The sequence below is a fragment of the Streptomyces sp. NPDC007095 genome, assembly GCF_040634475.1.
GTDB lineage: Bacteria > Actinomycetota > Actinomycetes > Streptomycetales > Streptomycetaceae > Streptomyces.
The window spans coordinates 48,922-70,049 of the sequence record NZ_JBEYFS010000014.1 but is presented as its reverse complement, the minus strand read 5'-3'; the positions used below and the strand labels follow the sequence as shown (position 1 = coordinate 70,049).

Sequence of the window (21,128 nt, the reverse complement as noted above, 5' to 3'; positions counted from 1 at the left end):
CTCCCCACACTCCGCCTTGCGTTTCCTCTTGTGGGCCAGTCGCTCCCCCCGCTGCGGGGGGAAGTACCTGCGCGATCTACTACGACGGGGGAATCGCGTCAGGCACTGCGGGGGGTGGCTGAGATGGTCCTTACGTCCGGGAGTTCCGGCTCGGCCAGCTGGTGGTCACGCTGGTCGAGGTTCACAAAGATCATTCCGTACCGAATGGCACATCGCACGGGCTGCGGCGCGCCGCGCGGGCGCCGCAGACACCGGTACGCCCGGACGTCCTCGTCGTCATCCCGGGTGACGACGACCGGCTCTCCGAACACCGTCACCATCAACGAGTCACCGCTATGGGGAATGGCGGTGGCCAGGTCGATGAAGTGCCAGCCGGAGCGGTATGCGGTGGCCATTTCTCGGCGGAAGGATCGGTCGTCGGGGGGTGTGGTCACGTCAGCTCCCGGAGCCGTCGTCCGCCGTACTCACCGTCTGGATGTTCTGGATATCCGCTGCTGCCGCCGGCCAGTGACTGTCCGCCCGGACATCACCCTTCGCGCCGGAGAGGCCGCCCAGAGCTCCGAATGCCACCACGGCGGAGAAGGCGGCGACAAGCACCGAGCGAAGCATTTTGTTACGCATAGTCGGCTTCGTCCTCACTTGAAAGTCCCGTCTTCCCCCGTCGAGTAAGACGATGGCTCATTCGGGCACGTCGTGGCCACATAATCGATGCATCATGTTCCTGCACGTTCAGGACCCTGGGGGGTGGAGTTTTGGCAACAAATCAGACTAACGCGACACATCCCCACGGGGTGACCGATCTGTGCGAGGCGGGTGGACGCCTCTACGCGAACGCCCTGCGCACCGGACGAATCGCACGCGCGGACGTGGCGCCCGCCCCCTGCTTGATGGAACTCGCGCTCCTTCACCCCGATCCCGACGACGCGAGCTGGCTCCGTCCGGTGCCCCCGTTCGTCGCCCTGGCTCAGCGACTCAACCCCATCGAGCGCGAGATCGCCGAGCGCAGACGGCTGTCGGTCGAACTGAGCGATGCTTTTGAGCCGTTCATGGCCCTCAGCGCACAAGAGGCCACGTCCACGCACTCCATCACGGTGCTGGAGGGCGGGGACCGGATCAACGCGGCGCTCAACCTGGCCACGGCCCAGTGCCAGACCGAGATGCTCACCATCCAGCCGAGCGACCGCGGCTCCGAGCGCAGCCTTCTTCTCGGCCTGGAGCGCGACCGGCCTCTGATCGAACGTGGTGTGCGCATCCGGACGCTGTATCAACACACGGCCCGCCACAGTCCCGAGAAGCTGGCGTATGTGGCCCAGCTCTCGGACGGCAAGGTCGAATACCGCACCGTCGACGAGCTGGTAGAGCGTCTCATCGTCTGCGACGAGAGCGTCGCCTTCATCCCCACCCGCGACGACCAGCAGGTCGCCCTGGAGCTTCGCCACCCGGGCCTGGTCCGCTATCTGATCAAGGTCTTCGAGTTCATGTGGGACCGCGCCGTCCCGCTCAGCGCCGGCGCCCCCTACGAACCCGCCCTGGGCGGCATCACCAACATCCAGCACTCCATCGCCAAGCTCCTCGTGGAGGGCCACGTCGACGAGGCCATCGCGCGCCGTCTCGGCATGAACGTCCGCACCTGCCGCGCCCACATAGCCAAGCTGGCCACCGCTCTCGGCAGCGGCAGCCGCGCCCAACTCGGCTACCTCATAGCGGAATCGGGAATCCTCAAGCAGGAGGGAGCGGCGGGGTGACCGACGCGCCGCACCTGGCCCACGGCGTGGAAGAACTGTGCGCGGCGGGATCGGAGCTGTACGAACGGGCCCTGCGTGAAGGGCGCGTACGCAGCGCGGACGCCGCCGAAGCGCCCTGCCTCGTCGACTTCGGACTGGTGCACCCGGCCATCGAGGATCTGAACTGGCTGGAGCCCGTCGCCCCGGCTGTCGCCCTCCACCGGTTACTACGGACCTCCGAGGAACGCGTCGCGGAAGAACGACGGCGCGAGACCAGACTGGCCGCGGTGTTCGAGCCGCTGATGCGGATCGACGGCCGGCGCACGGCAGCCACGGACACCCCGACGATCCGGGTCCTCAGCGGCACGGAGCGGATCAACGGGGCCATCACCGAGGCCATGGCCGCCGCGTCCCGCGAAATCCTGTGCATCCAGCCGCACAACGGTCTCGCCGGTAACCGTGGCGTCGTGGCCGAGGGCCTCGCCCTGGCCCGCGACCAGGCCCTGCTCGACCGAGGCGCCCGCATCCGCACCCTCTACCAGCACACGCTCCGCCACTCACCCATGACTCTCGCCCGCTACGAACAGCTGAACGGCGACGTCGAGGCGCGGAGCCTGGACGAGATCACCGACCGGCTCATCGCCGTCGACCGCGCCGTCGCCTTCATCCCCGCCGACAAAGACGGCTTCCTCGCCCTGGAAGTCCGCCATCCGGCCCTGGTCTCCTACCTCGTGACCACCTTCGACCGGCTCTGGCGCCTGGCCACCCCCATGTACCCCGAAGCCGTCCAGCACCCGTCCCACAACGGCATCACCCCCCGCCAACGCGCCATAGCCGCCCTGCTCGTCGAAGGGCACACGGACACCGTGATCGCCGACCGCCTCGGCATGAACGTCCGCACCGCCCGCGTCCACATCGCCAAACTCGCCGTCACCCTCGGCAGCGAGAGCCGGGCCCAGCTCGGCTACCTCATCGGGCGGTCGGGGATTCTCGACCGGGATCACTGAGCTGCAGCAGTTCCGCAGCGCGCTGCGGTCCGTCCAGACCCGCCTGCGCGATCCGCACCCCCAACTGCGTACGGCTCGCCGCGCCCAGGGTCTCCGAGAGGCGCGCGATGTGCGCGCGGCAGGTACGGACGCTGATCCCCAACCGCTCCGCGACCACCGCGTCCTGGTGTCCCTCCGCCAGCAGCGCGGCGATGGACCGCTCGCGGTGGGTGATGCCGTCGATGCCGGTCTCCGGGAGCGGCGCGGCGAGCGGGATCGCGAGGCGCCACAGCCGCTCGAAGACCGTGACCAGGTAGTCGACGAGGGCGGGGTGGCGCAGTTCCAGGGCGATCGTGCGGTCCGCGTTCGCCGGGATGAAGGCCACCTTGCGGTCGAAGAGGATGAGGCGCTCGACGACTTCGTCGAGGGTGCGGGCCTCGGCCGCGTCGCCCATCAGCTCCATGTAGTTGTGCAGGCCCTGGCCGTGCCGGGCCACGTGCGTGTACAGGTCGCGCATCCGCACACCCCGCCGGCGCATCTCCAGCGCCCGATGCAGTCCCTCGGAGAGTTCGTCCTCGCGGCGGATGCCGCCGGGCTGCACGGTGAGCACCTCGGTCGTGCAGGCCTCGGTCGCCTCGTCCATCGCGGCCCGGATCCGGGGCAGCCCGTCCAGGACTCGGATCGCCACGCCCTCGCCCGGCGCCTGGACGCGCCCGCCGAGCCCGGCGTACCACTCGAACGCCGCCACCGCGTCGCCCACGCGCGCCTGGCTGGCGCTGATTTCCTCGTACACGCCCCGCAGCAGCCGTGTCATGACCTCCTGCGGCGAGGTCGGCACCAGCCACCCCATGTCGTCGGGGTCGGGGTGCAGCAACGCCAACTCCAGCAGACAGGGCACCGCTTCCGCGTCCGCGCGCGGCACCCGCCCGCGCCGCACCGCCCGGGAATACACGCGGTCCCCGGCCTCGCACAGTCGGTCAGCGCCGTGCGGATGCCTGTCCGTCCCGTGCCCGGCCATCTCCCACCCCTGGCTCCCGCCCACCGGCTCCGGCATCCTCCCGCGGTGCGACGCCCCACAGCCTCGGCGCTGCGACGCCGCGCACCGTTCCCTGGCGCAACACTTCACACTGCGGCACGGTGACGCTCCGCGCCGTCCGCAGCGCAACTATGCGCGGACCCGACCGCCATCGCAACACGGCTGCGCCCTTCGCACGCCCCCTCTCGCCCATATACGTACGGAAATATCCCCACCTCCGCACGACGCTCTGCAACAAGATGACGGTGGTCGGGGTGCGCGCCCCGGTGCCATGGTGGACCCGGTTCACCGGGACGACACGGCGTCCTGGCCCGCCCTGGCCGGACACTCCTCGTCCGGCCAGGGCTCCGCGGCCCCTGTCCGGATCGCGTGAGCTGCCGGAAATCGTCGAGTGATCGGTACGTTACGTACCGCACCTACCGTCAGGCCATGGCGGACATATTTGACGCGTACGCGTTGGCCGATGCGTGGGACGAGATGTTTGAGCGGCCGGGTGAAGTCAGGACCGCCTATGAGCCGGTACTGGCCGCCCTGCAGCCGATCGAACCGGGTGAACTGCGCTTCCGGGCCGACCAGATGGCCCGCGCGTTCACCGACCGGGGCGTGACCTACGCCTTCGCGGGCGAGGAGCGCCCCTGGCCGCTGGACCTGGTCCCCAGGATCCTCGACGCCCTCGAATGGGACCTCATCCAACGGGGGGTCTCCCAACGGGTGAGAGCCCTGGAGGCCTACCTCTCCGACGCCTACGGACCCTGCCGCGCCTTCGAGGACGGGGTCGTGCCCTGGCGTCTCCTGCTCAACTCCCCCCATTTCCACCGGGCGGCCCACGGGATCGAGCCACCCGGCGGCGTACGGATCCATGTCGCCGGCATCGATCTCGTACGGGACGAGGCCGGGGACTTCCGGGTCCTGGAGGACAACGTCCGCGTGCCGTCCGGAGTCTCGTACGTCATCGAGAACCGGCGCGCGATGACCAGGATCTTCCCGTCCCTCTTCGCCGAACAGCACGTCGTCCCCGTGGACGGCTACGCGCAGAGACTTCTGGCGGCCCTGCGCGCCGCCGCGCCCGACGGGGCCGGCGACCCGAGGGTCGTCGTGCTCACCCCCGGCCCCAGCAACGCCGCCTACTTCGAACACGCCCTGCTGGCCCGGCTGATGGGGGTGCAGCTGGTCGAGGGGCACGATCTCGTCTGCCGGAACAACCGTGTCTGGATGCGGACCACGCGGGGCGAGATGCCGGTGCATGTCGTATACCGACGGCTCGACGACGACTTCCTCGATCCGCTGCACTTCCGGCCCGATTCGGTGATCGGCTGCCCCGGCATCCTCAGCGCCGCCCAGGCGGGCACCGTCACGCTCGCCAACGCCGTGGGCAACGGCATCGCCGACGACAAACTCCTCTACACGTACGTACCCGATCTGATCCGGTACTACCTCGGCGAGGAGCCCGTTCTCCCGAACGTCGAGTCCTACCGTCCGGACGAACCGGGCCAGTTGGACGCCGTCCTCGACCAGATCGACCAGCTGGTGATCAAGCCGGTGGACGGGGCGGGCGGCCAGGGCATCGTCATCGGCCCCAAGGCCGACCTGGACACCCTGGAGCGCACCCGGGAGGCCGTCGCCGCCGACCCGCGTGGCTGGATCGCGCAGCGGCCCGTGGCGCTCTCCACCTCGCCCACCCTCGCGGGCGACCGGATGGCGCCCCGCCACATCGACCTGCGCCCGTTCGCCGTCAACGACGGCACGGACGTCTGGGTGCTGCCCGGCGGCCTCACCCGGGTCGCCCTCCAGGAGGGCAATCTCATCGTCAACTCCAGCCAGGGCGGCGGCTCCAAGGACACCTGGGTGCTGGCGGAGGGCCCCGCCGAGCTCCCCCAGGTTCTCGACCTCGCCCGAACAGGGGGGACCCCCGTCGCCGAGGACCCCGACGGCGGCCGCACGGCATTGGACGTGGTCCCGCGCCAGCTCGGACCCGACGGCGACCGTGGCGTCGTACAGGAAGGGGCACAGCAGCAGTGAACGACGTGATCCTCTCCCGCATAGCCGAGGCCCTGACCTGGACGGGCCGTTACGTCGAACGGGCGGACGCCACCGGCCGCATCCTCGACGCCTACCTCCACCGCCTCCTGGAGGACCCCTGGCGCGACGAGGACGTGGCCTGCCGCTCCCTGTACGCCATCCTCGGCGTCGACGCGGGCGCCGAACGCGTCGACATGCAGCGGGTCCTGGACCAGCTCGCCTTCGACGCCCGCTCCACCTGCTCCATCGAGGGCGCGCTCGGAGCCGCCCGCCTCAACGCCCGCAGCGCCCGCGAGGCCGTCTCCTCCGAGATGTGGGAGTGTCTCAACTCCACCTGGCACGCGCTGGCCGACCAGCGCCTCGCTGCCCGCCGTACGGGCCCGTACGCGTACCTGGAGCTGGTACGCCGCCGGGCCGCCCTCTTCTTCGGCCTCGCCGACTCCACGATGAGCCGCGACGACAGCTGGCGTTTCGTGGTGCTGGGCCGGAGCCTGGAGCGGGTGGACATGACCGTACGGCTCCTCTCCGTCCGTGTGCTGGACGCCGCCCACGCGCCCGACTGGCCGACGCTGCTGAGCGCGAGCGGCGCGGACGAGGCGTACGCCCGGGTGTACGGAGGTTTCGGCGACACCCCGAGAGTGGCCGAATTCCTCCTCCTTGACCGGGACTTCCCCCGGTCCGCCCTGCACGCGCTCACCACCGCCGAGGAGTGCCTCGCCGCCCTCGGCCGCCCCCGTCAGGACCCGGCCCGCCGCCCGATAGGCCGGATGAGAACCCGCCTGGAATACCTGGACCTGACGGCCCTGGAGGAACAGCTCCCCCTGCTCCTCCGTGACCTGCAACAAGCGTGCATGGCCTCGGCGGAGGCGGTGGCGGAGAGGTTCTTCCCGTACCAGGGGCCCGTCGAGTGGGCCCAGGAAGGAGCGTGAGCGCGATGAGCACTCCCGTGACGCGCCGGCTGCGGATCCGGCACACCACCCGCGTCTCGTACGCGCAGGCCGCGGTCTCCTCCCACAACGAGGTCCGCATGACCCCCCTGACGCTCCCCGGCCAGACGACCCTGGACGCCAGGGTCACGGTCAACCCGACCACGCCCACCTGGTCGTACTGGGACTACTGGGGCACCCAGGTGACGGGCTTCGACCTGATGGAACCGCACGAGGACCTGACCATCACGGCGTCGAGCCTGGTGGAAACGGCCCCACCGGGCCCACTGCCCCCCGCGCCGACCTGGGCGGAGGTCGCGAGAACGACGGCGAACTCCCGCCTCCTGGAGTACGCGTCCCCGACCAGCCGTACGAGGGTGTCACAGGAGCTGGTGGAGCGGGCGAGGTCGGCGTCGACGGGCCTGGACCCCCACGAGACGGCGGTCGCGGTCTCGTCCATGGTCACCGACCAGGTCTCGTACATCCCCGGCGCCACCGGCGTGAACACCGGCGCCATGGAGGCCTGGGAACAGGGTGCGGGCGTCTGCCAGGACATCGCCCACCTGACGGCGGCCCTCCTGCGCGGCCTGGGCCTGCCCACCCGCTATGTCTCCGGCTACCTCCACCCCGAACGCGAGGCCGAACTCCACCGACCCGTCGCCGGCCAGAGCCACGCCTGGATCGAGTACTGGGCCGGCGACTGGACCGGCTACGACCCCACCAACAGCACCCGGGCCGACGAGTCCCACGTCGTGGTCGGCCGTGGCCGCGACTACGACGACGTCACCCCGCACAAGGGGATCTACCGGGGCGTGGCCGGGGGCCCACCGGAGGTGACGGTGGAGTTCACGCGGGTGGCGTGAGGGGGAGGTATCCCCCATGGGTCGGGCGCGGGCTCAGCTCCGCTTGGGCCCGGTGATCGTCTCCCCGATCACGAAACCCTTGGCGGGGCCTTCCGGGATGGTGACGTCGGTGCCGTAGGGGACCCGGTGGACTCCGACCCAGTCGGCCTTCTCCGGCTGGGGCTGAGTGAGGACGGTGACGGTGCCCTGCGCGTCGTGGTCGTCGATGATGGCGTAGACGGGGATGCCGGCGCGGGCGTATTCGCGGCGCTTCTTCACGCGGTCGCGGTCCTGACTGCGCTTGCCGGGGGAGGCCACCTCGATCACCAGGCGGACGGCAGCGGCTGTGACCCCGAGGCCATCAGCCGTCACGTAACGGTCCGTGTCCCTGGGAACGATGAAGAGATCCGGTACCCAAGCGCTGCCCTCGTGGATGACGTTCATGTCGTTGCGGGCGACGAAGTCCCCGTCCTTCAAGAAGACCGCCAGATCGTCCCGGAGAAGATTGATGATCTGGCCGTGCGAATAGCGACCGGTGGGCGACACCTCGATGGCTCCCTCGATGATCTCAGCGCGGTAGCCCTCGGGGAGTTCCATGGCCTTCCATGCGTGCCGGACGACCTCGTCCAGGTCGGGGCCGTTCTCGGCCGGGGACACGGACTCGGTCCTGATCTCAGGCATGGTCTCGGGCCTCTCGTGCGCAAGAGCGGTCATGGCGACACCTCCTCTCAAGTGTGGGCTTGGCGTCCATAGGGCACAAGCAACGCGATCACGGTAGGTACGGCGACAGGGCCGACCAGGGGAACCGGCTCCGGGTCACCCGATGCGGTGAGGACGGAACGATCCGCCGTGCTCCCCCTCGCCTCTCAACTCGAACCACACCCCCTTCGTGAACCGCCCCGCCCGGTCCGCTGCCACACCCCACAGGTCCGCGACCTCGGCGACCAGCGCGAGGCCGCGGCCCCGGCAGGCGGTGGGGGTGGCCTCCGGCGTACGCGGGGCGTCGTGGCTCTCGTCGTACACACTGACCCGCAGACGGGCCGGGGTGAGCTGGACGCGGAGCATGGTGGTGCCCTTGGTGTGCAGGTGGACGTTGGTGACGAGTTCCGAGGTGCACAGGATCGCGGGCAGCACGAGGGGTGCGCGGTCGAGGGTGAGGAGCACGGCGCGTACGAAGTCCCGGCAGACCTTGGGAGCGGTGGCGTCGGCGGGAGCGAAGAGGCTGTAGTCGTAGGCAAGTTGGGCAGGCCGGTGGGGCGCCCTGCGGGCAGCTTCCATGGGGGTTCGGCTCCTGTCGTACGCCCGCGATGGCATGGCCCGGATCCGGCTGGCCGACGGTCCGGGTGCGCTTTCGTTTGTGGGCAGGGGAGTTGGACGACTCCGGTACGGTTCCGGAGCGTTAGCGGCAACGCACTCACGGTAGGGGAGGAGGTTTACATTGTTCAAGCTATTCGCCCATATCGGTGGACGAACTCCCTTGACCTAGAGAGACTTCGGGCGAACGGACGAGGAGTGGACCGTGGGACTGCGCACCACCATCAGCGAGCGTCAGCGACGACTCGGCTTCGAGCTCAAACAGCTGCGCGAACAAGCAGGACTGAGCGCCGGCGAGGCGGCCGGGCGGATCGGCATGGGGCGCGCCCAGCTGAGCCAGATCGAAACCGCGAAGACGACGATCCTGACGGAGCGACTCCGGGAGTTGTGCCACTCCTATGGATGCACAGATAAGACGTACGTAGACGCTCTGGTGACCTTGTCCGAGGCCACCGGCAAGGGCTGGTGGAGCGCCTACAAGGGACCGATGGAAGCGGGCGCGCTCAGCCTGGCGGAGCTGGAGTCGAGTGCCGTGGCCCTGCGGGTGCACCAGTCCCTCTTCGTGCCGGGGCTCTTTCAGACCGCCGCGTACACCCAGGCCATCTTCAACAGCCCCAAACTGGGCTTCGAGAACACCGAGCAAGCCCTGAGGTTCCGCATGGAGAGGCAGCACATTCTCACGCGCGAGAACCCTCCCGCCGTACACGCGGTGATCCACGAAGCAGCCCTGCACATGCGCTTCGGCAGCCCCCAGATGATGCGCGAACAGCTGCTGCGGCTCATCGAACTGGCACGCCTGCCGCATGTGACCATCCAGGTGTACCCGTTCAGCGCCCAGGCCCACGCCGCGCTGAGCGGGAACTTCGTCCACATCGTCCCGGGCTCCTCAGAACTCAGCACCGTGGTTCTGGAGCAGCCCACGGGCGCCCGGTACCTGAGCGAGCGGACGCAACTCCGCCGGTACGGCGAGATGTTCGACCGTCTCGTCGAGAACGCCCTTGCCCCCGTCGACGTATCGTTGGCCCCTGAAGCACACTCAGTGAAAGACTCGCTGGGCCTCGTCCAGCACCTCCTCTACACGCTTTAGGGGGAAGCCACGATGTCCGAACTCGACTGGCAGAAGTCGACGTTCAGCGGCGGCCCGCAGGGCGAATGCGTGAACGTCGCCGTCGCCCCCGACGGAACGATCCGCCTGCGCGAGAGCGACGAACCCCGCACCGTACTCGCCACCACCCCGGAGGGGCTCGCCGCCCTCCTGCACCACCTCAGGCCGCGGCCCAGCTCGTGAGCAGGGCCTCGCGCGCCGCCCGCCAGGGCGTCACGCCGTCGCCCTCGACGCTTCCCCACTCCAGCAGCCGCGCCACGTCCGCCGTACCGTCCACGAACCGGTTCAGCAGTGCCACCGACAGCTCGTACTCGGACTGGACATAGCCGCCGACGGCCGCGGTGTACACCGTCAGCTCGGCCTTCTCCTCGTCCGTCCGTACATGGAGTTCGAACGCGGGCGGCGCCTCACCGCCGCCCGTCGCCACGTCGAGGACCGTGTCCATCACGTTGTTCACCAGCCACCGGGTACTGGAGCGCACCTGCACGTCGTGGACCGTGACCGCGCGGACGTCCGCCCAGGGCCAGAACCCCTCCTGGCCCGTGCCCACGGCCTGAAGCCCCTCGGGAGTGAGCCGCACCCCGCGCCCGTACCCCTCGGGCTCGGCGCCCACGTACACGCTCTCCTTGGTGATCCAGAACAGGCCGATCATGGCCACGAACGCCTCCAGCACAACTAGCGCGTCAAACACAACAAGCACGGTCCCCCTCTGAGACACGCGCAGCCCCGAAACGGTTCACCCGGCGATCACGCTGTCGCCGACCCGGTTCAGTCCGATTCAGTGTCCGGCGGCATGTCCCGGTCGTTCCCGTCCCCCCGGTTGCGGATGCGGGTACGCGGGCTCGACGTCCTCATCGGCGGCAAGGGCTTCGCCTGCACCGGCAGCGGCCGCGACCACCAGCACCGCGGCCGAACGGGCCGCACTGCCCGCCCCCGGACGTACGTACCTGAGAAGCACTGGAGCACCCGAAAGGAGCCCGGAGATGAGCGACGCCGGCCGCGCGCGGTGCCGCCCACCACGGCCGTGAGCGCGGGTACGTCCCGCCGATGCCGACGCCTGAGGCCGAGAGCGTCGTCCTGGAACCGGAGCGGCTGCGCCTCGCCCCTGCCCTGCCTCGCGGCCGCCCCTCGTGCACGGCACAGGCGCTGACGATCTGGCAGTCGATGGGGCGCTGACCCCTGATCCGACGAACGCGCGAGAGCCCCCTCGCCCAGGGCTCCCGCGCGTTCGTCAGTGCAGGACGTCGGTGCAGGCCGTCAGTGCGGAAGCACGACTACTTGAGGCCGATCGCCGTGCAGTCCGCCTTGGTCGAGGCCGTGCAGATCTGCTTGACGGTGTAGATGCCGTCCTGGATCACCGTCTCCTTGATGTTCGCCTTGGTCAGGGCGACCACGGGCATCAGCTGGGAGGGGATCTTCTTGGTCGTGGGACTGTCGACCTTGTCGCGGGTGAGCGCGTCGAACTCGATGCCACGGCCCTGGATCTTCGCCACGGCCATCTCGGCGGCCGCGGAGGCCTCGTCGGGGTAGGACTTGTAGACGCTCATGTACTGCTCGCCCCGGACGATCCGCTGCACCGCGTCCAGCTCGGCGTCCTGGCCGGTGACCGGCGGCACCTTGCTGACGCCCATGGTCTTCAGGGCGTCGATGACGGCGCCCGCGAGTCCGTCGTTGGCGGAGTAGACACCGGCGATGTTGTTGAGGCCGATGGCCGTGATGGCCTTCTCCATGTTGGCCTTGCCGACGACCGGGTCCCAGTCCGTGGTGTCGTACGACTTGGAGATGACGACCTTGCCGTTGAGCTCACCCAGGGCGCCGGCCTTGAACTGCGCCGCGTTCGGGTCGGTGGGCGAGCCGTTCATCATGACGATCTTCTTCGAGGAGGCGTCGGTGCCCAGCGCCTCCAGGAGGGCCTTGCCCTGCACCTGGCCGACGAGCTCGTTGTCGAAGGAGATGTACGCGTCGATCGGGCCCTGCGCCAGACGGTCGTAGGCGATGACGGGGATGCCCGCGTCCTTGGCCTTCTGCACATCGCTCGCGATGGCCTTGGAGTCCACCGCGTCGACGAGGATCACGTCGACCTTGTCGGCCACCATCTGCTGGAACTGCTGGCTCTGCTTGGCGGCGTTCTGGCCCGCGTTGGCGTAGTCGACCTTGCCCTTGTTGTTGGTGAGCTTGGCGACCTGCTGCTCGATGATCGGGTAGTCGAACTTCTCGTAACGGGTGTTGGCCTTCTCCGGGAGGAGCAGGCCAACCGTGATGTCGTCACCCTTGGTCGGGCTCGCCTTGGTGTTGCTGCCGCCGATCCCGTCCACGACACCGCACGCGGCGAGGGAGACGGTCATCGCGGAGCCGGCCAGGGCTATGGCGGTACGACGAAGCCGGGTGTTACGAGTGTTCACATCAGGTGCCTTCCGGGCGAGGTAGCTGCTTTGCGACCCAGGTGGCTGAAAGCCAACGCGGCGATCACCTCAGCGTCAAGGAGTAACCACTTAACGAGATGGCAACAGCATTCTGTGTTCCCCAAGTGAACACGATGGGAAGGGGGTGCGCCGCTACTTCCACAGAACCCCTCTGATTGACTAGCGTCACTCGCTCCCCGGCGGCATACAACCCACCCCCACGCCCGGGAGTCTCCAAGGTGGCCGCGCACACCGCAGCACGGATCAGGGGAAGCATGAGACCAGTTGGACGGGGAGGACCGGCGCTCGCCGCGACGCTGACGATCGCCACCACCGGGGGCCTGCTCGCCATATCGGGGGCACCCGCCTCCGCCGCGAACAGCTGCGCGTCACCGGCGTACAAGCGGCAGTTCTACGCGAACACCGCTTTCTCCGGCACACCGAAGGGGCACGGCTGATCCGGCCAGGCGGCCACCGTGACGATGACCCGCCCCGCGGGCGACGACCGCGTCATCGGCGGGTACCAGTGGCGCGTCACCGGCGGCACGTACGCGCAGACCACGAACGGCAGTCTCACCTGGACACCGCCCACGAGCGGGACCTAAGTCGTCGAGGTGGCCACCGTGGACGTGTACGGGCGCGTCGGCCCGTCCACCCACCTGACGTTCGAGGTCACCTGACCTTCAAAGGGCGGCAAAGATCCGTACAACCAATCCCCTTCCTTGTCGGTCCTGATCGTCAACGGCTTTGCCCGCCGTTGACGATCAGGACCGAAGGAACGCATGAACCCAGCCAGACGCACGACGGCCGTGACCGCCACCGCTCTCGTGCTCACCACCGCAGGCGGCCTCCTCACCGCCACCTCCGCCGCCGCGGCCACCACCTGCACCTCGCCGGTCTACAAGCGGCAGTTCTTCGCGAACACCGCTTTCTCCGGCACACCGAAGAAAACGGACTGCGACGCCGCGGTCAGCGAGAACTGGGGCACGAAGGCCCCCGCCTCCGGCCTCCCCAAGGACAACTTCGGCGTCCGCTGGACCGTGACGAGGGACTTCGGATCGGGAGGCCCCTTCGCCCTTCCCGTCACCGCCCAGGACGGCATCCGCGTCTACCTCGACAACACCCGCAAGGTCGACCTCTGGAAGAACGCCTCCTCGACGGTGAAAAAGACCGTCAACCTCACGATCCCCTCCGGCAAGCACACCCTCCGCGTCGACTACGCCAACTGGACCGGCGCCGCCAACGTCTCCTTCACCTACACCCCCCGCACCACCACCGTCGACAAGGTCAAGCCCCTCGCGCCGACCGGCGCCCGGTTCGACGAGTTCCCGGACGCGGAGAATCTCCCCCTCGTCAAGGTCGACTGGGCCGCGAACAAGGAGATGGACCTCGCCGGCTACCGCGTCTACCGGCGGGTGAAGGGCACCGGCACCTGGACGAAGGTGGCGACGACCACCAGCCGGGGCCACACGGACGCCCCGCCGGCCACGGGCCAGTCGTACTACTACGAGGTCCGCGCCTACGACAAGGCGGGCAACGAGTCGGCAGGCGGCGCCGACCAGGGGCCGGTCACCACGTACGACCACACCGCGCCCGCCGCTCCGGTCCTCACCGCCACCGCCACGGAGGCCTCCAACAACCTCTCCTGGACGGCCTCCGCGGACGCGGCCACCTACCGGATCCTCCGCAAGCGGGACACCTCGACCTCGTACACCGAGCTCGCCGAGACCACGGCCACCACGTACACCGACACCACGGCGTCGTACGGCAAGGCGTACGACTACAAGGTCAGCGCCGTCGACGCGGCCGGGAACGCCGCGGCCTCCGCCGTCGTGCGCAGCGCGCGCACCATCACTCCGCCCACGAACGTGGTGGCGACCACGCCCAGTTGGGGCGCGGTCTTCACCTGGACGGAGCCCGCGGGAGGCGACACCGCCGACTACGAGGTGTTCCGCTCGGAGACCTCCCCGGTGAACATCTCGAGCGCCTACCCCGTCGACTGCCGCAGCCGTAAGACCCGCACCGACGCGGCCGGCAACACGATCCGCAGCTGCACCGACTACGACGGCGACCAGGGCCGCACCTACCACTACGTGATGATCCGGAAGAACACCGCGGGTCTGTGGTCCAGCGGCTCCGCGGAGCTGACCGTCACCCGGCCCGGCGACGAGATCCCGCCGCCGAACGTGACCGGCCTGACCGCCGAGCCGCTGGAGTACGGCGTCGAGCTCGACTGGGACGACAGCACGGCGACGGACCTGGACCACTACGAGGTCTACGAGTACCGGTCGTGCTGCACGCCGGACTTCCTGGGCGAGGTGCCGGCCGGCACCTCGGAGTTCGTCGTCGGCCCGGAACCCGCGGACGGCGAGGAGAAGACCTACGTCGTCATCCCTGCCGACGTCTACGGCAACTACGCCGAGTGGACGGGAGCGTACTGGGACCGTCCCGTCTCCACCGTCACCGTCACCGAACTCGACCTCAGGCCGACAACCGTCCCCGAGGACACCGCGCCCTGCTCCGTGGCCGCGTACACGACCAGCGGCGACGCGGGCGGCATGTACATCGAGTGCGCCGACTCGGTGGCCACGGAGGCCGCCGGCATCAACGTGTACCGCTGGGACCGCGCGACGAGCACCTACGTCCGCGTGACGGACGTCCCCCTGGCGCCCACCGCCACCAACTACACGGACACCACCATGCCCGCCGGCACGACCGTCTACTACCTGCTCTCGGTCGTCGCTCCCGACGGCTCGGAGACCTTCAGCAACGTGGACTCCAGCGTGTCCCCGCCGAGCGGAGCCTGACCTCCCGATGAAGACCACCCTGCGGGCGGCGGCCATGGTGCTGACCACCACGGCCGGTGTCCTCACCACCGTGGCCACCCCCGCCGCCTCCGCCGCGACGAACTGCGTCTCCCCCGTCTACAAAAGGCAGTTCTACGCGAACACCACTTTCTCCGGCACACCGAAGAAAACGGACTGCGACGCCGCGGTCAGCGAGAACTGGGGCACGAAGGCCCCCTCCTCCGGCCTCCCCAAGGACAACTTCGGCGTCCGCTGGACCGTGACGAGGGACTTCGGATCGGGAGGCCCCTTCGCCCTTCCCGTCACCGCCCAGGACGGCATCCGCGTCTACCTCGACAACACCCGCAAGGTCGACCTCTGGAAGAACGCCTCCTCGACGGTGAAAAAGACCGTCAACCTCACGATCCCCTCCGGCAAGCACACCCTCCGCGTCGACTACGCCAACTGGACCGGCGCCGCCAACGTCTCCTTCACCTACACCCCCCGCACCACCGCCACCGTCGACAAGGTCAAGCCCCTCATCCCGACCGGGACTTCCGTCTCGTACGACACGACGGGCGGCAACGCCAAGCTGACCTGGGCGAAGAACAAGGAGATGGACCTCGCCGGCTACCGCGTCTACCGCCGCCTCAAAGGCAGCACCACCTGGTCGGGACTGAGTGCGCCGACCACCACCTCGTACACGGACACGACCGTGCCCGCGACCGGCGACACCTACTACTACGAGGTCCGCGCCCACGACAAGGCAGGCAACGAGTCGGCGGGCAGCCCGGACCAGGCCGTGACCACCACCGACCGGACCCCGACCGCCGCGCCCGCCGGGCTGATCGCCACCTCCCTGTCCCGCGGGCTGCAGCTCGACTGGAACGGGGTCGCGGGAGCGGTGTCCTACCGCGTCTACCGGGCGACGAGCGAGAACGGCGTGTACACCCCGGTGGGCAGTACGGACAAGCTCTCGTACCTGGACACCTCGGCCGTCGAGAGCGTCACCTACTACTACCGGGTGACCGTTCTCGACGCGGCGGGCAACGAGTCCGCGCGTTCCGTGGCCGCCGCCGGGGAGCGTGAGGACCTCACCCCGCCGCCCGCCGTCACCGGGCTGACGGTCACCCCGACCGAGTACGGCTTCGAGCTGGAGTGGGACAAGAACCCGGCCGCCGACCTCGGGAGGTACACCGTCTACTGGGGTGAGCTCTGGGGCGACGAGCAGGTGTGCTCCGGAACGCTGACGGAGTATCTGCCGGCCGACACCACCTCGTACTCGTACACCACCCGTCCGGACGGCGACCGCGTCTGCTTCTTCGTCGACGCCATCGACACCTCCTGGAACTCCTCCTTCAAGTGGACCCGGACGGCCGAGGCGGTGGCCGCGACCGAGCTCGACACGACGCCGAGCGTGCCGACGCCCGAGGGCTCGCCGCTCCGTCTGGAGGCGTCCGCGGCGGAGGGCGACGAGGGCAACCAGCTGACCTGGTCCGGGCTCGGAGCAGGCGAAGAAGGGTCTCCCGAATCCGCGCAGGGCTTTCGCATCTACCGGTGGAACCCCGCCACCGCCGCGTACGAGAAGATCCACGAGGCCCCGGCCGGAGCGTTCGTGTACTTCGACACCGGCGCGAAGCGCGGCACCACGTCCTACTACTGGGTGACCGGTGTGAAGGCCGACGGCACCGAGACCCTGCCCGCCGGCGACTGGACGGTGACCGCGCCCGCCAAGTGACGCGCAGGGGCCCGGAGGCTCAGCCTCCGGGCCCCTGCGACAGATGGGCGTCCAACGTCAGTCCGAGGACTGCTGCCTCTTCGGGCGCCAGACCACCAGCGCGCTCGTCTGCTGGACCTCCTGGTACGGGACCAGGTCACGGCGGTACGAGGCATGCACCGCGGCCTCGCGCTGCTGCATCGCGGCAGCGGCGCCGTCCAGGGCCGATTCCAGTTCCGCGACTCGGGACTGGAGGGCGGCGACCTGGTTCTCCAGCTCGATGATGCGCTTGATGCCGGCCAGGTTGATGCCCTCGTCCTGGGACAGCGCCTGCACCGTGCGGAGCAGCTCGATGTCGCGGGCCGAGTAGCGCCGGCCGCGCCCGGCGGTGCGGTCCGGGGAGACCAGGCCGAGGCGGTCGTACTGGCGCAGGGTCTGCGGGTGCAGGCCGGAGAGCTGGGCCGCCACCGAGATGACGTAGACCGGGGTCTCCTCGGTCAGTTCATAGGGGTTTCGACGACGGCCGTCCATCTGCTCATGCTCCCTTCGCGGCCTGGAACAGCTCCGCCCGCGGGTCCTCGCCCGCGGTGGCCTCGCGATACGCCTCCAGGGCGTCGCGAGCCTTGCCCGACACGTCCGTGGGGACCGCGACCTCGACGGTGACGAGGAGGTCGCCGCGCGTACCGTCCTTGCGGACGGCACCCTTGCCGCGGGCCCGCATCGTACGGCCGTTGGGCGTGCCCGGGGGCAGTTTCAGGGTGACCGGGGGGCCGCCCAGCGTCGGTACACGCACCTCGCCGCCGAGCGCCGCCTCCGCGAAGGTGACGGGCACGGTGACGGTGAGGTTGTCGCCCTTGCGGCCGAAGACCGGGTGGGCGTCCACGTGGACCGTGACGTACAGGTCGCCCGCCGGGCCGCCCCGTTCGCCGGGTGCGCCCTTGCCGCGCAGGCGGATGCGCTGGCTGTCGCTCACTCCCGCCGGGATGCGGACCTGCATCGTGCGCGAGGACTTGGCGCGGCCGCTGCCGTGGCAGATCTCGCAGGGGTTCTCCGCTATCAGACCGCGGCCCTTGCAGTCCGGGCACGGGTCCGTGAGCGAGAAGCCGCCGCCGGAGCCGCGCGCGACCTGGCCGGTGCCGACGCACGTCGGGCACACGCGCGGTGTGCCGTTCGCGTCGCCGGTGCCCGAACAGGCCTTGCAGGGCGCCTGGGACGTCATCCGCAGCGGGACCGTCGCGCCGTCCACCGCCTCGGTGAAGCTGAGCGTCACCTCGGTGTCGATGTCCTGGCCGCGCCGGGGCTGGGTCCGCGTGCCGGTTCCCGCGCCGCCGCGGTTGAACAGGCCCCCGAAGACGTCTCCGATGCCGCCGCCGAAGCCGCCGGCACCGCCCGCTCCGCCCTGGGCGCCGCCTCCGAAGAGGTCGCCCAGGTCGAAGTTGAAGTTGCCGCCGCCCGCGCCGGGACCCGGACGGAAGCCACCGTTGCCGAAGAGGGCGCGTGCCTCGTCGTACTCCTTGCGCTTCTTGGGGTCTCCGAGCACGTCGTTCGCCTCGGAGATCTCCTTGAAGCGCTCCTCGGCCTTGGCGTTGCCCTTGTTGGCGTCCGGGTGGAACTCGCGGGCGAGCTTCCGGTACGCCTTCTTGATCTCTGCCTCGGTGGCGTCCTTGGGGACGCCGAGGACCTTGTAGAAGTCCTTCTCGATGAAGTCCTTGGTGCTCATCCTCGACGCCCCTCCTCTCTCATGCGTTCAACGTCAGCCCTCGTCCGGGCCACCGCTCTCCTTGTCGTCGGCCGCCTCGGCCTCGTCGGCCTTGACGGTCTGCGCCCCCGGCTGGGGTTCGGCGACCGCCACCCGCGCGGGGCGGATGGTGCGCTCGCCGATGCGATACCCCGGCTGCAGAATCGCCACGCACGTCGTCTCCGTGACGTCCGGCGCGTACGAGTGCATCAGGGCCTCGTGGATCATCGGGTCGAAGGGCTCGCCCTCCTTGCCGAACTGCTGGAGGCCCATCTTCGCCGCGACGGTCTCCAGCGACTCGGCCACCGACTTGAAGCCGCCGACCAGTTCGCCGTGGTCCCGCGCGCGGGCGATGTTGTCGAGCACGGGCAGGAGTTCGGTCAGGAGGTTCGCGATGGCGATCTCCTTGACCGCGATCCGGTCGCGCTCGACCCGGCGGCGGTAGTTCTGGTACTCGGCCTGGAGCCGCTGGAGGTCCATCGTGCGCTCGCCGAGCGCCGTACGGACCTGGTCCAGCTGTGCGGTCAGACCGGCCATCTGTGCTGCTGATGCGTCCCCGGCCGGGGCCGCCGCCTCCTCCGTGGAGGAGGCGGCGGCCTTCGGCTCGGCGTCGTCAGGGGTGGCGCCGGAGGGGACGGCAGGCTTCTCTTCGAAGCCCGGGGTCTCCTCCGTCACGCGGCACCGTCCTTGCGGTCCTCGTCGACGATCTCGGCGTCGACGACGTCGTCATCGGCCTTGGCCTGCTCGGCACCGGGGGCACCCTCGGCGCCACCGGCGGCCTGCGCGGCCTGGGCGTCGGCGTACATGGCCTGGCCGAGCTTCTGCGAGACCGCGGCGACCTTCTCCGTGGCGGTGCGGATCTCGGCGGTGTCCTCGCCCTTGAGCTTCTCCTTCAGCTCGGCGATGGAGGCCTCGACCTCGGTCTTGACGTCACCCGGGACCTTGTCCTCGTTGTCCTTGAGGAACTTCTCGGTCTGGTAGACGAGCTGCTCGCCCTGGTTGCGGGTCTCGGCGGCCTCGCGGCGCTTGTGGTCCTCGTCCGCGTACTGCTCGGCCTCCTGGCGCATCCGGTCGACCTCGTCCTTCGGCAGCGAGGAGCCGCCGGTGACGGTCATCTTCTGCTCCTTGCCCGTGCCCAGGTCCTTCGCGGTCACGTGCATGATGCCGTTGGCGTCGATGTCGAAGGCGACCTCGATCTGCGGGACACCGCGCGGGGCCGGCGGCAGACCGGTCAGCTCGAACATCCCGAGCTTCTTGTTGTACGCCGCGATCTCGCGCTCGCCCTGGTAAACCTGGATCTGGACGGACGGCTGGTTGTCCTCGGCGGTGGTGAAGATCTCGGACCGCTTGGTCGGGATCGTCGTGTTCCGCTCGATGAGCTTCGTCATGATGCCGCCCTTGGTCTCGATGCCGAGGGACAGCGGGGTGACGTCGAGGAGCAGGACGTCCTTGACCTCACCCTTGAGGACACCGGCCTGCAGGGCGGCGCCGATGGCGACGACCTCGTCCGGGTTGACACCCTTGTTGGCGTCCTGGCCGCCGGTCAGCTCCTTGACGAGCTCGGCGACGGCGGGCATGCGGGTGGAGCCACCGACGAGAACGACGTGGTCGATCTCGGAGAGGTTGATGCCCGCGTCCTTGATGACGTTGTGGAACGGCGTCTTGCAGCGCTCCAGAAGGTCCGCGGTGAGCTGCTGGAACTGGGCGCGCGTGAGCTTCTCGTCCAGGTGCAGCGGGCCCTCGGCGGAGGCCGTGATGTAGGGCAGGTTGATCGAGGTCTCGGTGGACGAGGACAGCTCGATCTTCGCCTTCTCGGCGGCTTCACGCAGACGCTGGAGCGCCATCTTGTCCTTGGCGAGGTCCACGCCGTGGCCGGAGCGGAACTGCTGCACCAGGTAGTCGACGACACGCTGGTCCCAGTCGTCACCACCGAGGTGGTTGTCGCCGTTGGTGGCCTTCACCTCGACGACGCCGTCACCGATCTCCAGGAGGGACACGTCGAAGGTGCCGCCACCGAGGTCGAAGACGAGGATCGTCTGGTCGTCCTTGTCCAGGCCGTACGCCAGGGCGGCGGCCGTGGGCTCGTTCACGATGCGCAGGACGTTCAGGCCCGCGATCTCGCCGGCCTCCTTCGTCGCCTGGCGCTCGGAGTCGTTGAAGTACGCCGGAACGGTGATGACCGCGTCCGTGACCTTCTCGCCCAGGTAGGCCTCGGCGTCGCGCTTCAGCTTCTGCAGGATGAAGGCGCTCATCTGCTGCGGGTTGAAGTTCTTCCCGTCGAGCTCGATCTTCCAGTCCGTGCCCATGTGACGCTTCACGGAGCGGATGGTCCGGTCCACGTTCGTGACCGCCTGGCGCTTGGCGACCTCGCCGACGAGCACCTCACCGTTCTTGGCGAAGGCGACGACGGACGGCGTGGTCCTGGCGCCCTCGGCGTTGGTGATGACGGTGGGCTCGCCGCCCTCCAGAACGCTGACGACGGAGTTAGTCGTGCCCAGGTCGATGCCGACCGCACGTGCCATTTCAATTCCTC

General features: G+C 69.4%; 23 protein-coding genes. 12 read left to right on the top strand and 11 right to left on the bottom strand.

All coding sequences use genetic code 11. The features are described 5' to 3' along the window. Positions 1-98: 98 nt before the first annotated feature. Both ABZ656_RS07580 and ABZ656_RS07575 read right to left on the bottom strand, forming a co-directional pair. Positions 99-395, bottom strand: coding sequence for a hypothetical protein (locus ABZ656_RS07580; protein WP_060897060.1), 297 nt, complete (start codon positions 393-395; stop codon positions 99-101). 40 nt (positions 396-435) lie between these two features. Further along, positions 436-621, bottom strand: coding sequence for a hypothetical protein (locus tag ABZ656_RS07575; RefSeq protein WP_351431934.1), 186 nt, complete (start codon positions 619-621; stop codon positions 436-438). 131 nt (positions 622-752) lie between these two features. Between ABZ656_RS07575 and ABZ656_RS07570 the strand changes: the two genes are divergently transcribed. Next, positions 753-1,745, top strand: coding sequence for a helix-turn-helix transcriptional regulator (locus ABZ656_RS07570; RefSeq protein ID WP_360265543.1), 993 nt, complete (start codon positions 753-755; stop codon positions 1,743-1,745). Beyond that, positions 1,742-2,731, top strand: coding sequence for a helix-turn-helix transcriptional regulator (locus tag ABZ656_RS07565; RefSeq protein WP_360265540.1), 990 nt, complete (start codon positions 1,742-1,744; stop codon positions 2,729-2,731). Before ABZ656_RS07570 ends, ABZ656_RS07565 begins: the two co-directional genes overlap by 4 nt. Here ABZ656_RS07565 and ABZ656_RS07560 read toward each other — a convergent pair. Next, entirely contained in the window at positions 2,694-3,728 is a 1,035-nt protein-coding gene (locus ABZ656_RS07560; protein WP_360265572.1) for a LuxR C-terminal-related transcriptional regulator, read from the bottom strand. The two genes, ABZ656_RS07565 and ABZ656_RS07560, sit on opposite strands and share 38 nt — an antisense overlap. 447 nt (positions 3,729-4,175) lie before the next feature. Between ABZ656_RS07560 and ABZ656_RS07555 the strand changes: the two genes are divergently transcribed. Genes ABZ656_RS07555 through ABZ656_RS07545 form a run of 3 tightly spaced genes read left to right on the top strand, consistent with a single transcriptional unit; the run spans position 4,176 to position 7,554 of the window. Beyond that, positions 4,176-5,765 (top strand): circularly permuted type 2 ATP-grasp protein, encoded by a 1,590-nt coding sequence (locus ABZ656_RS07555; RefSeq protein ID WP_360265537.1) that lies wholly within the window; start codon positions 4,176-4,178, stop codon positions 5,763-5,765. Beyond that, positions 5,762-6,694, top strand: coding sequence for an alpha-E domain-containing protein (locus ABZ656_RS07550; protein WP_360265534.1), 933 nt, complete (start codon positions 5,762-5,764; stop codon positions 6,692-6,694). Before ABZ656_RS07555 ends, ABZ656_RS07550 begins: the two co-directional genes overlap by 4 nt. Before the next feature lie 5 nt (positions 6,695-6,699). Then, entirely contained in the window at positions 6,700-7,554 is an 855-nt protein-coding gene (locus ABZ656_RS07545) for a transglutaminase family protein (protein ID WP_180361976.1), read from the top strand. A gap of 33 nt (positions 7,555-7,587) precedes the next feature. On the opposite strand, the gene ABZ656_RS07540 is transcribed toward ABZ656_RS07545, so the two are convergent. Both ABZ656_RS07540 and ABZ656_RS07535 read right to left on the bottom strand, forming a co-directional pair. After that, entirely contained in the window at positions 7,588-8,247 is a 660-nt protein-coding gene (locus ABZ656_RS07540) for a Uma2 family endonuclease (RefSeq protein ID WP_360265531.1), read from the bottom strand. Positions 8,248-8,349: 102 nt separating this feature from the next. Then, a complete protein-coding gene (locus ABZ656_RS07535; protein ID WP_360265528.1) occupies positions 8,350-8,811 on the bottom strand; it encodes an ATP-binding protein in 462 nt (153 codons plus the stop codon). Positions 8,812-9,052: 241 nt separating this feature from the next. On the opposite strand from ABZ656_RS07535, the gene ABZ656_RS07530 reads away from it, so the two are divergent. Continuing rightward, complete coding sequence (locus tag ABZ656_RS07530; RefSeq protein WP_360265525.1) at positions 9,053-9,934, top strand: helix-turn-helix transcriptional regulator; 882 nt, start codon at positions 9,053-9,055, stop codon at positions 9,932-9,934. Between the two features lie 12 nt (positions 9,935-9,946). Beyond that, entirely contained in the window at positions 9,947-10,135 is a 189-nt protein-coding gene (locus ABZ656_RS07525; RefSeq protein ID WP_360265522.1) for a DUF397 domain-containing protein, read from the top strand. Here ABZ656_RS07525 and ABZ656_RS07520 read toward each other — a convergent pair. Next, positions 10,113-10,652 carry a hypothetical protein gene (locus tag ABZ656_RS07520; protein WP_360265519.1) on the bottom strand — a complete coding sequence of 180 codons (540 nt, stop codon included), beginning with the start codon at positions 10,650-10,652 and terminating at the stop codon, positions 10,113-10,115. The two genes, ABZ656_RS07525 and ABZ656_RS07520, sit on opposite strands and share 23 nt — an antisense overlap. Positions 10,653-10,999: 347 nt before the next feature. Here ABZ656_RS07520 and ABZ656_RS07515 point away from each other — a divergent pair, with 347 nt between their 5' ends. Further along, positions 11,000-11,128, top strand: a complete 129-nt coding sequence (locus ABZ656_RS07515) for a hypothetical protein (protein ID WP_360265516.1) — start codon at positions 11,000-11,002, stop codon at positions 11,126-11,128. Between the two features lie 98 nt (positions 11,129-11,226). Here the strand turns inward: ABZ656_RS07515 and ABZ656_RS07510 are convergent, their stop codons facing one another. Continuing rightward, the gene (locus tag ABZ656_RS07510) at positions 11,227-12,354 is read right to left on the bottom strand and encodes a substrate-binding domain-containing protein (RefSeq protein ID WP_360265513.1); all 1,128 of its coding nucleotides are present in this window, start codon (positions 12,352-12,354) and stop codon (positions 11,227-11,229) included. Between the two features lie 275 nt (positions 12,355-12,629). Here ABZ656_RS07510 and ABZ656_RS07505 point away from each other — a divergent pair, with 275 nt between their 5' ends. The 4 genes from ABZ656_RS07505 to ABZ656_RS07490 all read left to right on the top strand — a co-directional run bounded on the left by ABZ656_RS07505 (position 12,630) and on the right by ABZ656_RS07490 (position 16,878). Then, positions 12,630-12,812: a hypothetical protein gene (locus tag ABZ656_RS07505; RefSeq protein ID WP_129592049.1), complete on the top strand. Its 183-nt coding sequence runs from the start codon at positions 12,630-12,632 to the stop codon at positions 12,810-12,812. Between the two features lie 18 nt (positions 12,813-12,830). Next, positions 12,831-12,959, top strand: coding sequence for a hypothetical protein (locus tag ABZ656_RS07500; protein WP_360265510.1), 129 nt, complete (start codon positions 12,831-12,833; stop codon positions 12,957-12,959). 177 nt (positions 12,960-13,136) lie between these two features. Next, a complete protein-coding gene (locus tag ABZ656_RS07495; RefSeq protein ID WP_360265507.1) occupies positions 13,137-15,161 on the top strand; it encodes a PA14 domain-containing protein in 2,025 nt (674 codons plus the stop codon). A 7-nt stretch (positions 15,162-15,168) separates the two neighbouring features. Beyond that, a complete protein-coding gene (locus ABZ656_RS07490; protein WP_360265504.1) occupies positions 15,169-16,878 on the top strand; it encodes a PA14 domain-containing protein in 1,710 nt (569 codons plus the stop codon). A 57-nt stretch (positions 16,879-16,935) separates the two neighbouring features. Here ABZ656_RS07490 and ABZ656_RS07485 read toward each other — a convergent pair whose 3' ends face one another. From ABZ656_RS07485 to dnaK, 4 genes are read right to left on the bottom strand one after another with little or no spacing between them, the layout of a single operon-like run. Beyond that, positions 16,936-17,388 carry a helix-turn-helix domain-containing protein gene (locus ABZ656_RS07485; protein ID WP_030617286.1) on the bottom strand — a complete coding sequence of 151 codons (453 nt, stop codon included), beginning with the start codon at positions 17,386-17,388 and terminating at the stop codon, positions 16,936-16,938. 4 nt (positions 17,389-17,392) lie between these two features. After that, positions 17,393-18,577, bottom strand: coding sequence for a molecular chaperone DnaJ (gene dnaJ, locus ABZ656_RS07480; protein WP_054231330.1), 1,185 nt, complete (start codon positions 18,575-18,577; stop codon positions 17,393-17,395). A gap of 33 nt (positions 18,578-18,610) precedes the next feature. After that, the gene (gene grpE, locus ABZ656_RS07475) at positions 18,611-19,270 is read right to left on the bottom strand and encodes a nucleotide exchange factor GrpE (protein ID WP_101399452.1); all 660 of its coding nucleotides are present in this window, start codon (positions 19,268-19,270) and stop codon (positions 18,611-18,613) included. Continuing rightward, positions 19,267-21,117, bottom strand: a complete 1,851-nt coding sequence (gene dnaK, locus ABZ656_RS07470; protein ID WP_067374231.1) for a molecular chaperone DnaK — start codon at positions 21,115-21,117, stop codon at positions 19,267-19,269. Before dnaK ends, grpE begins: the two co-directional genes overlap by 4 nt. Positions 21,118-21,128: the final 11 nt, after the last annotated feature.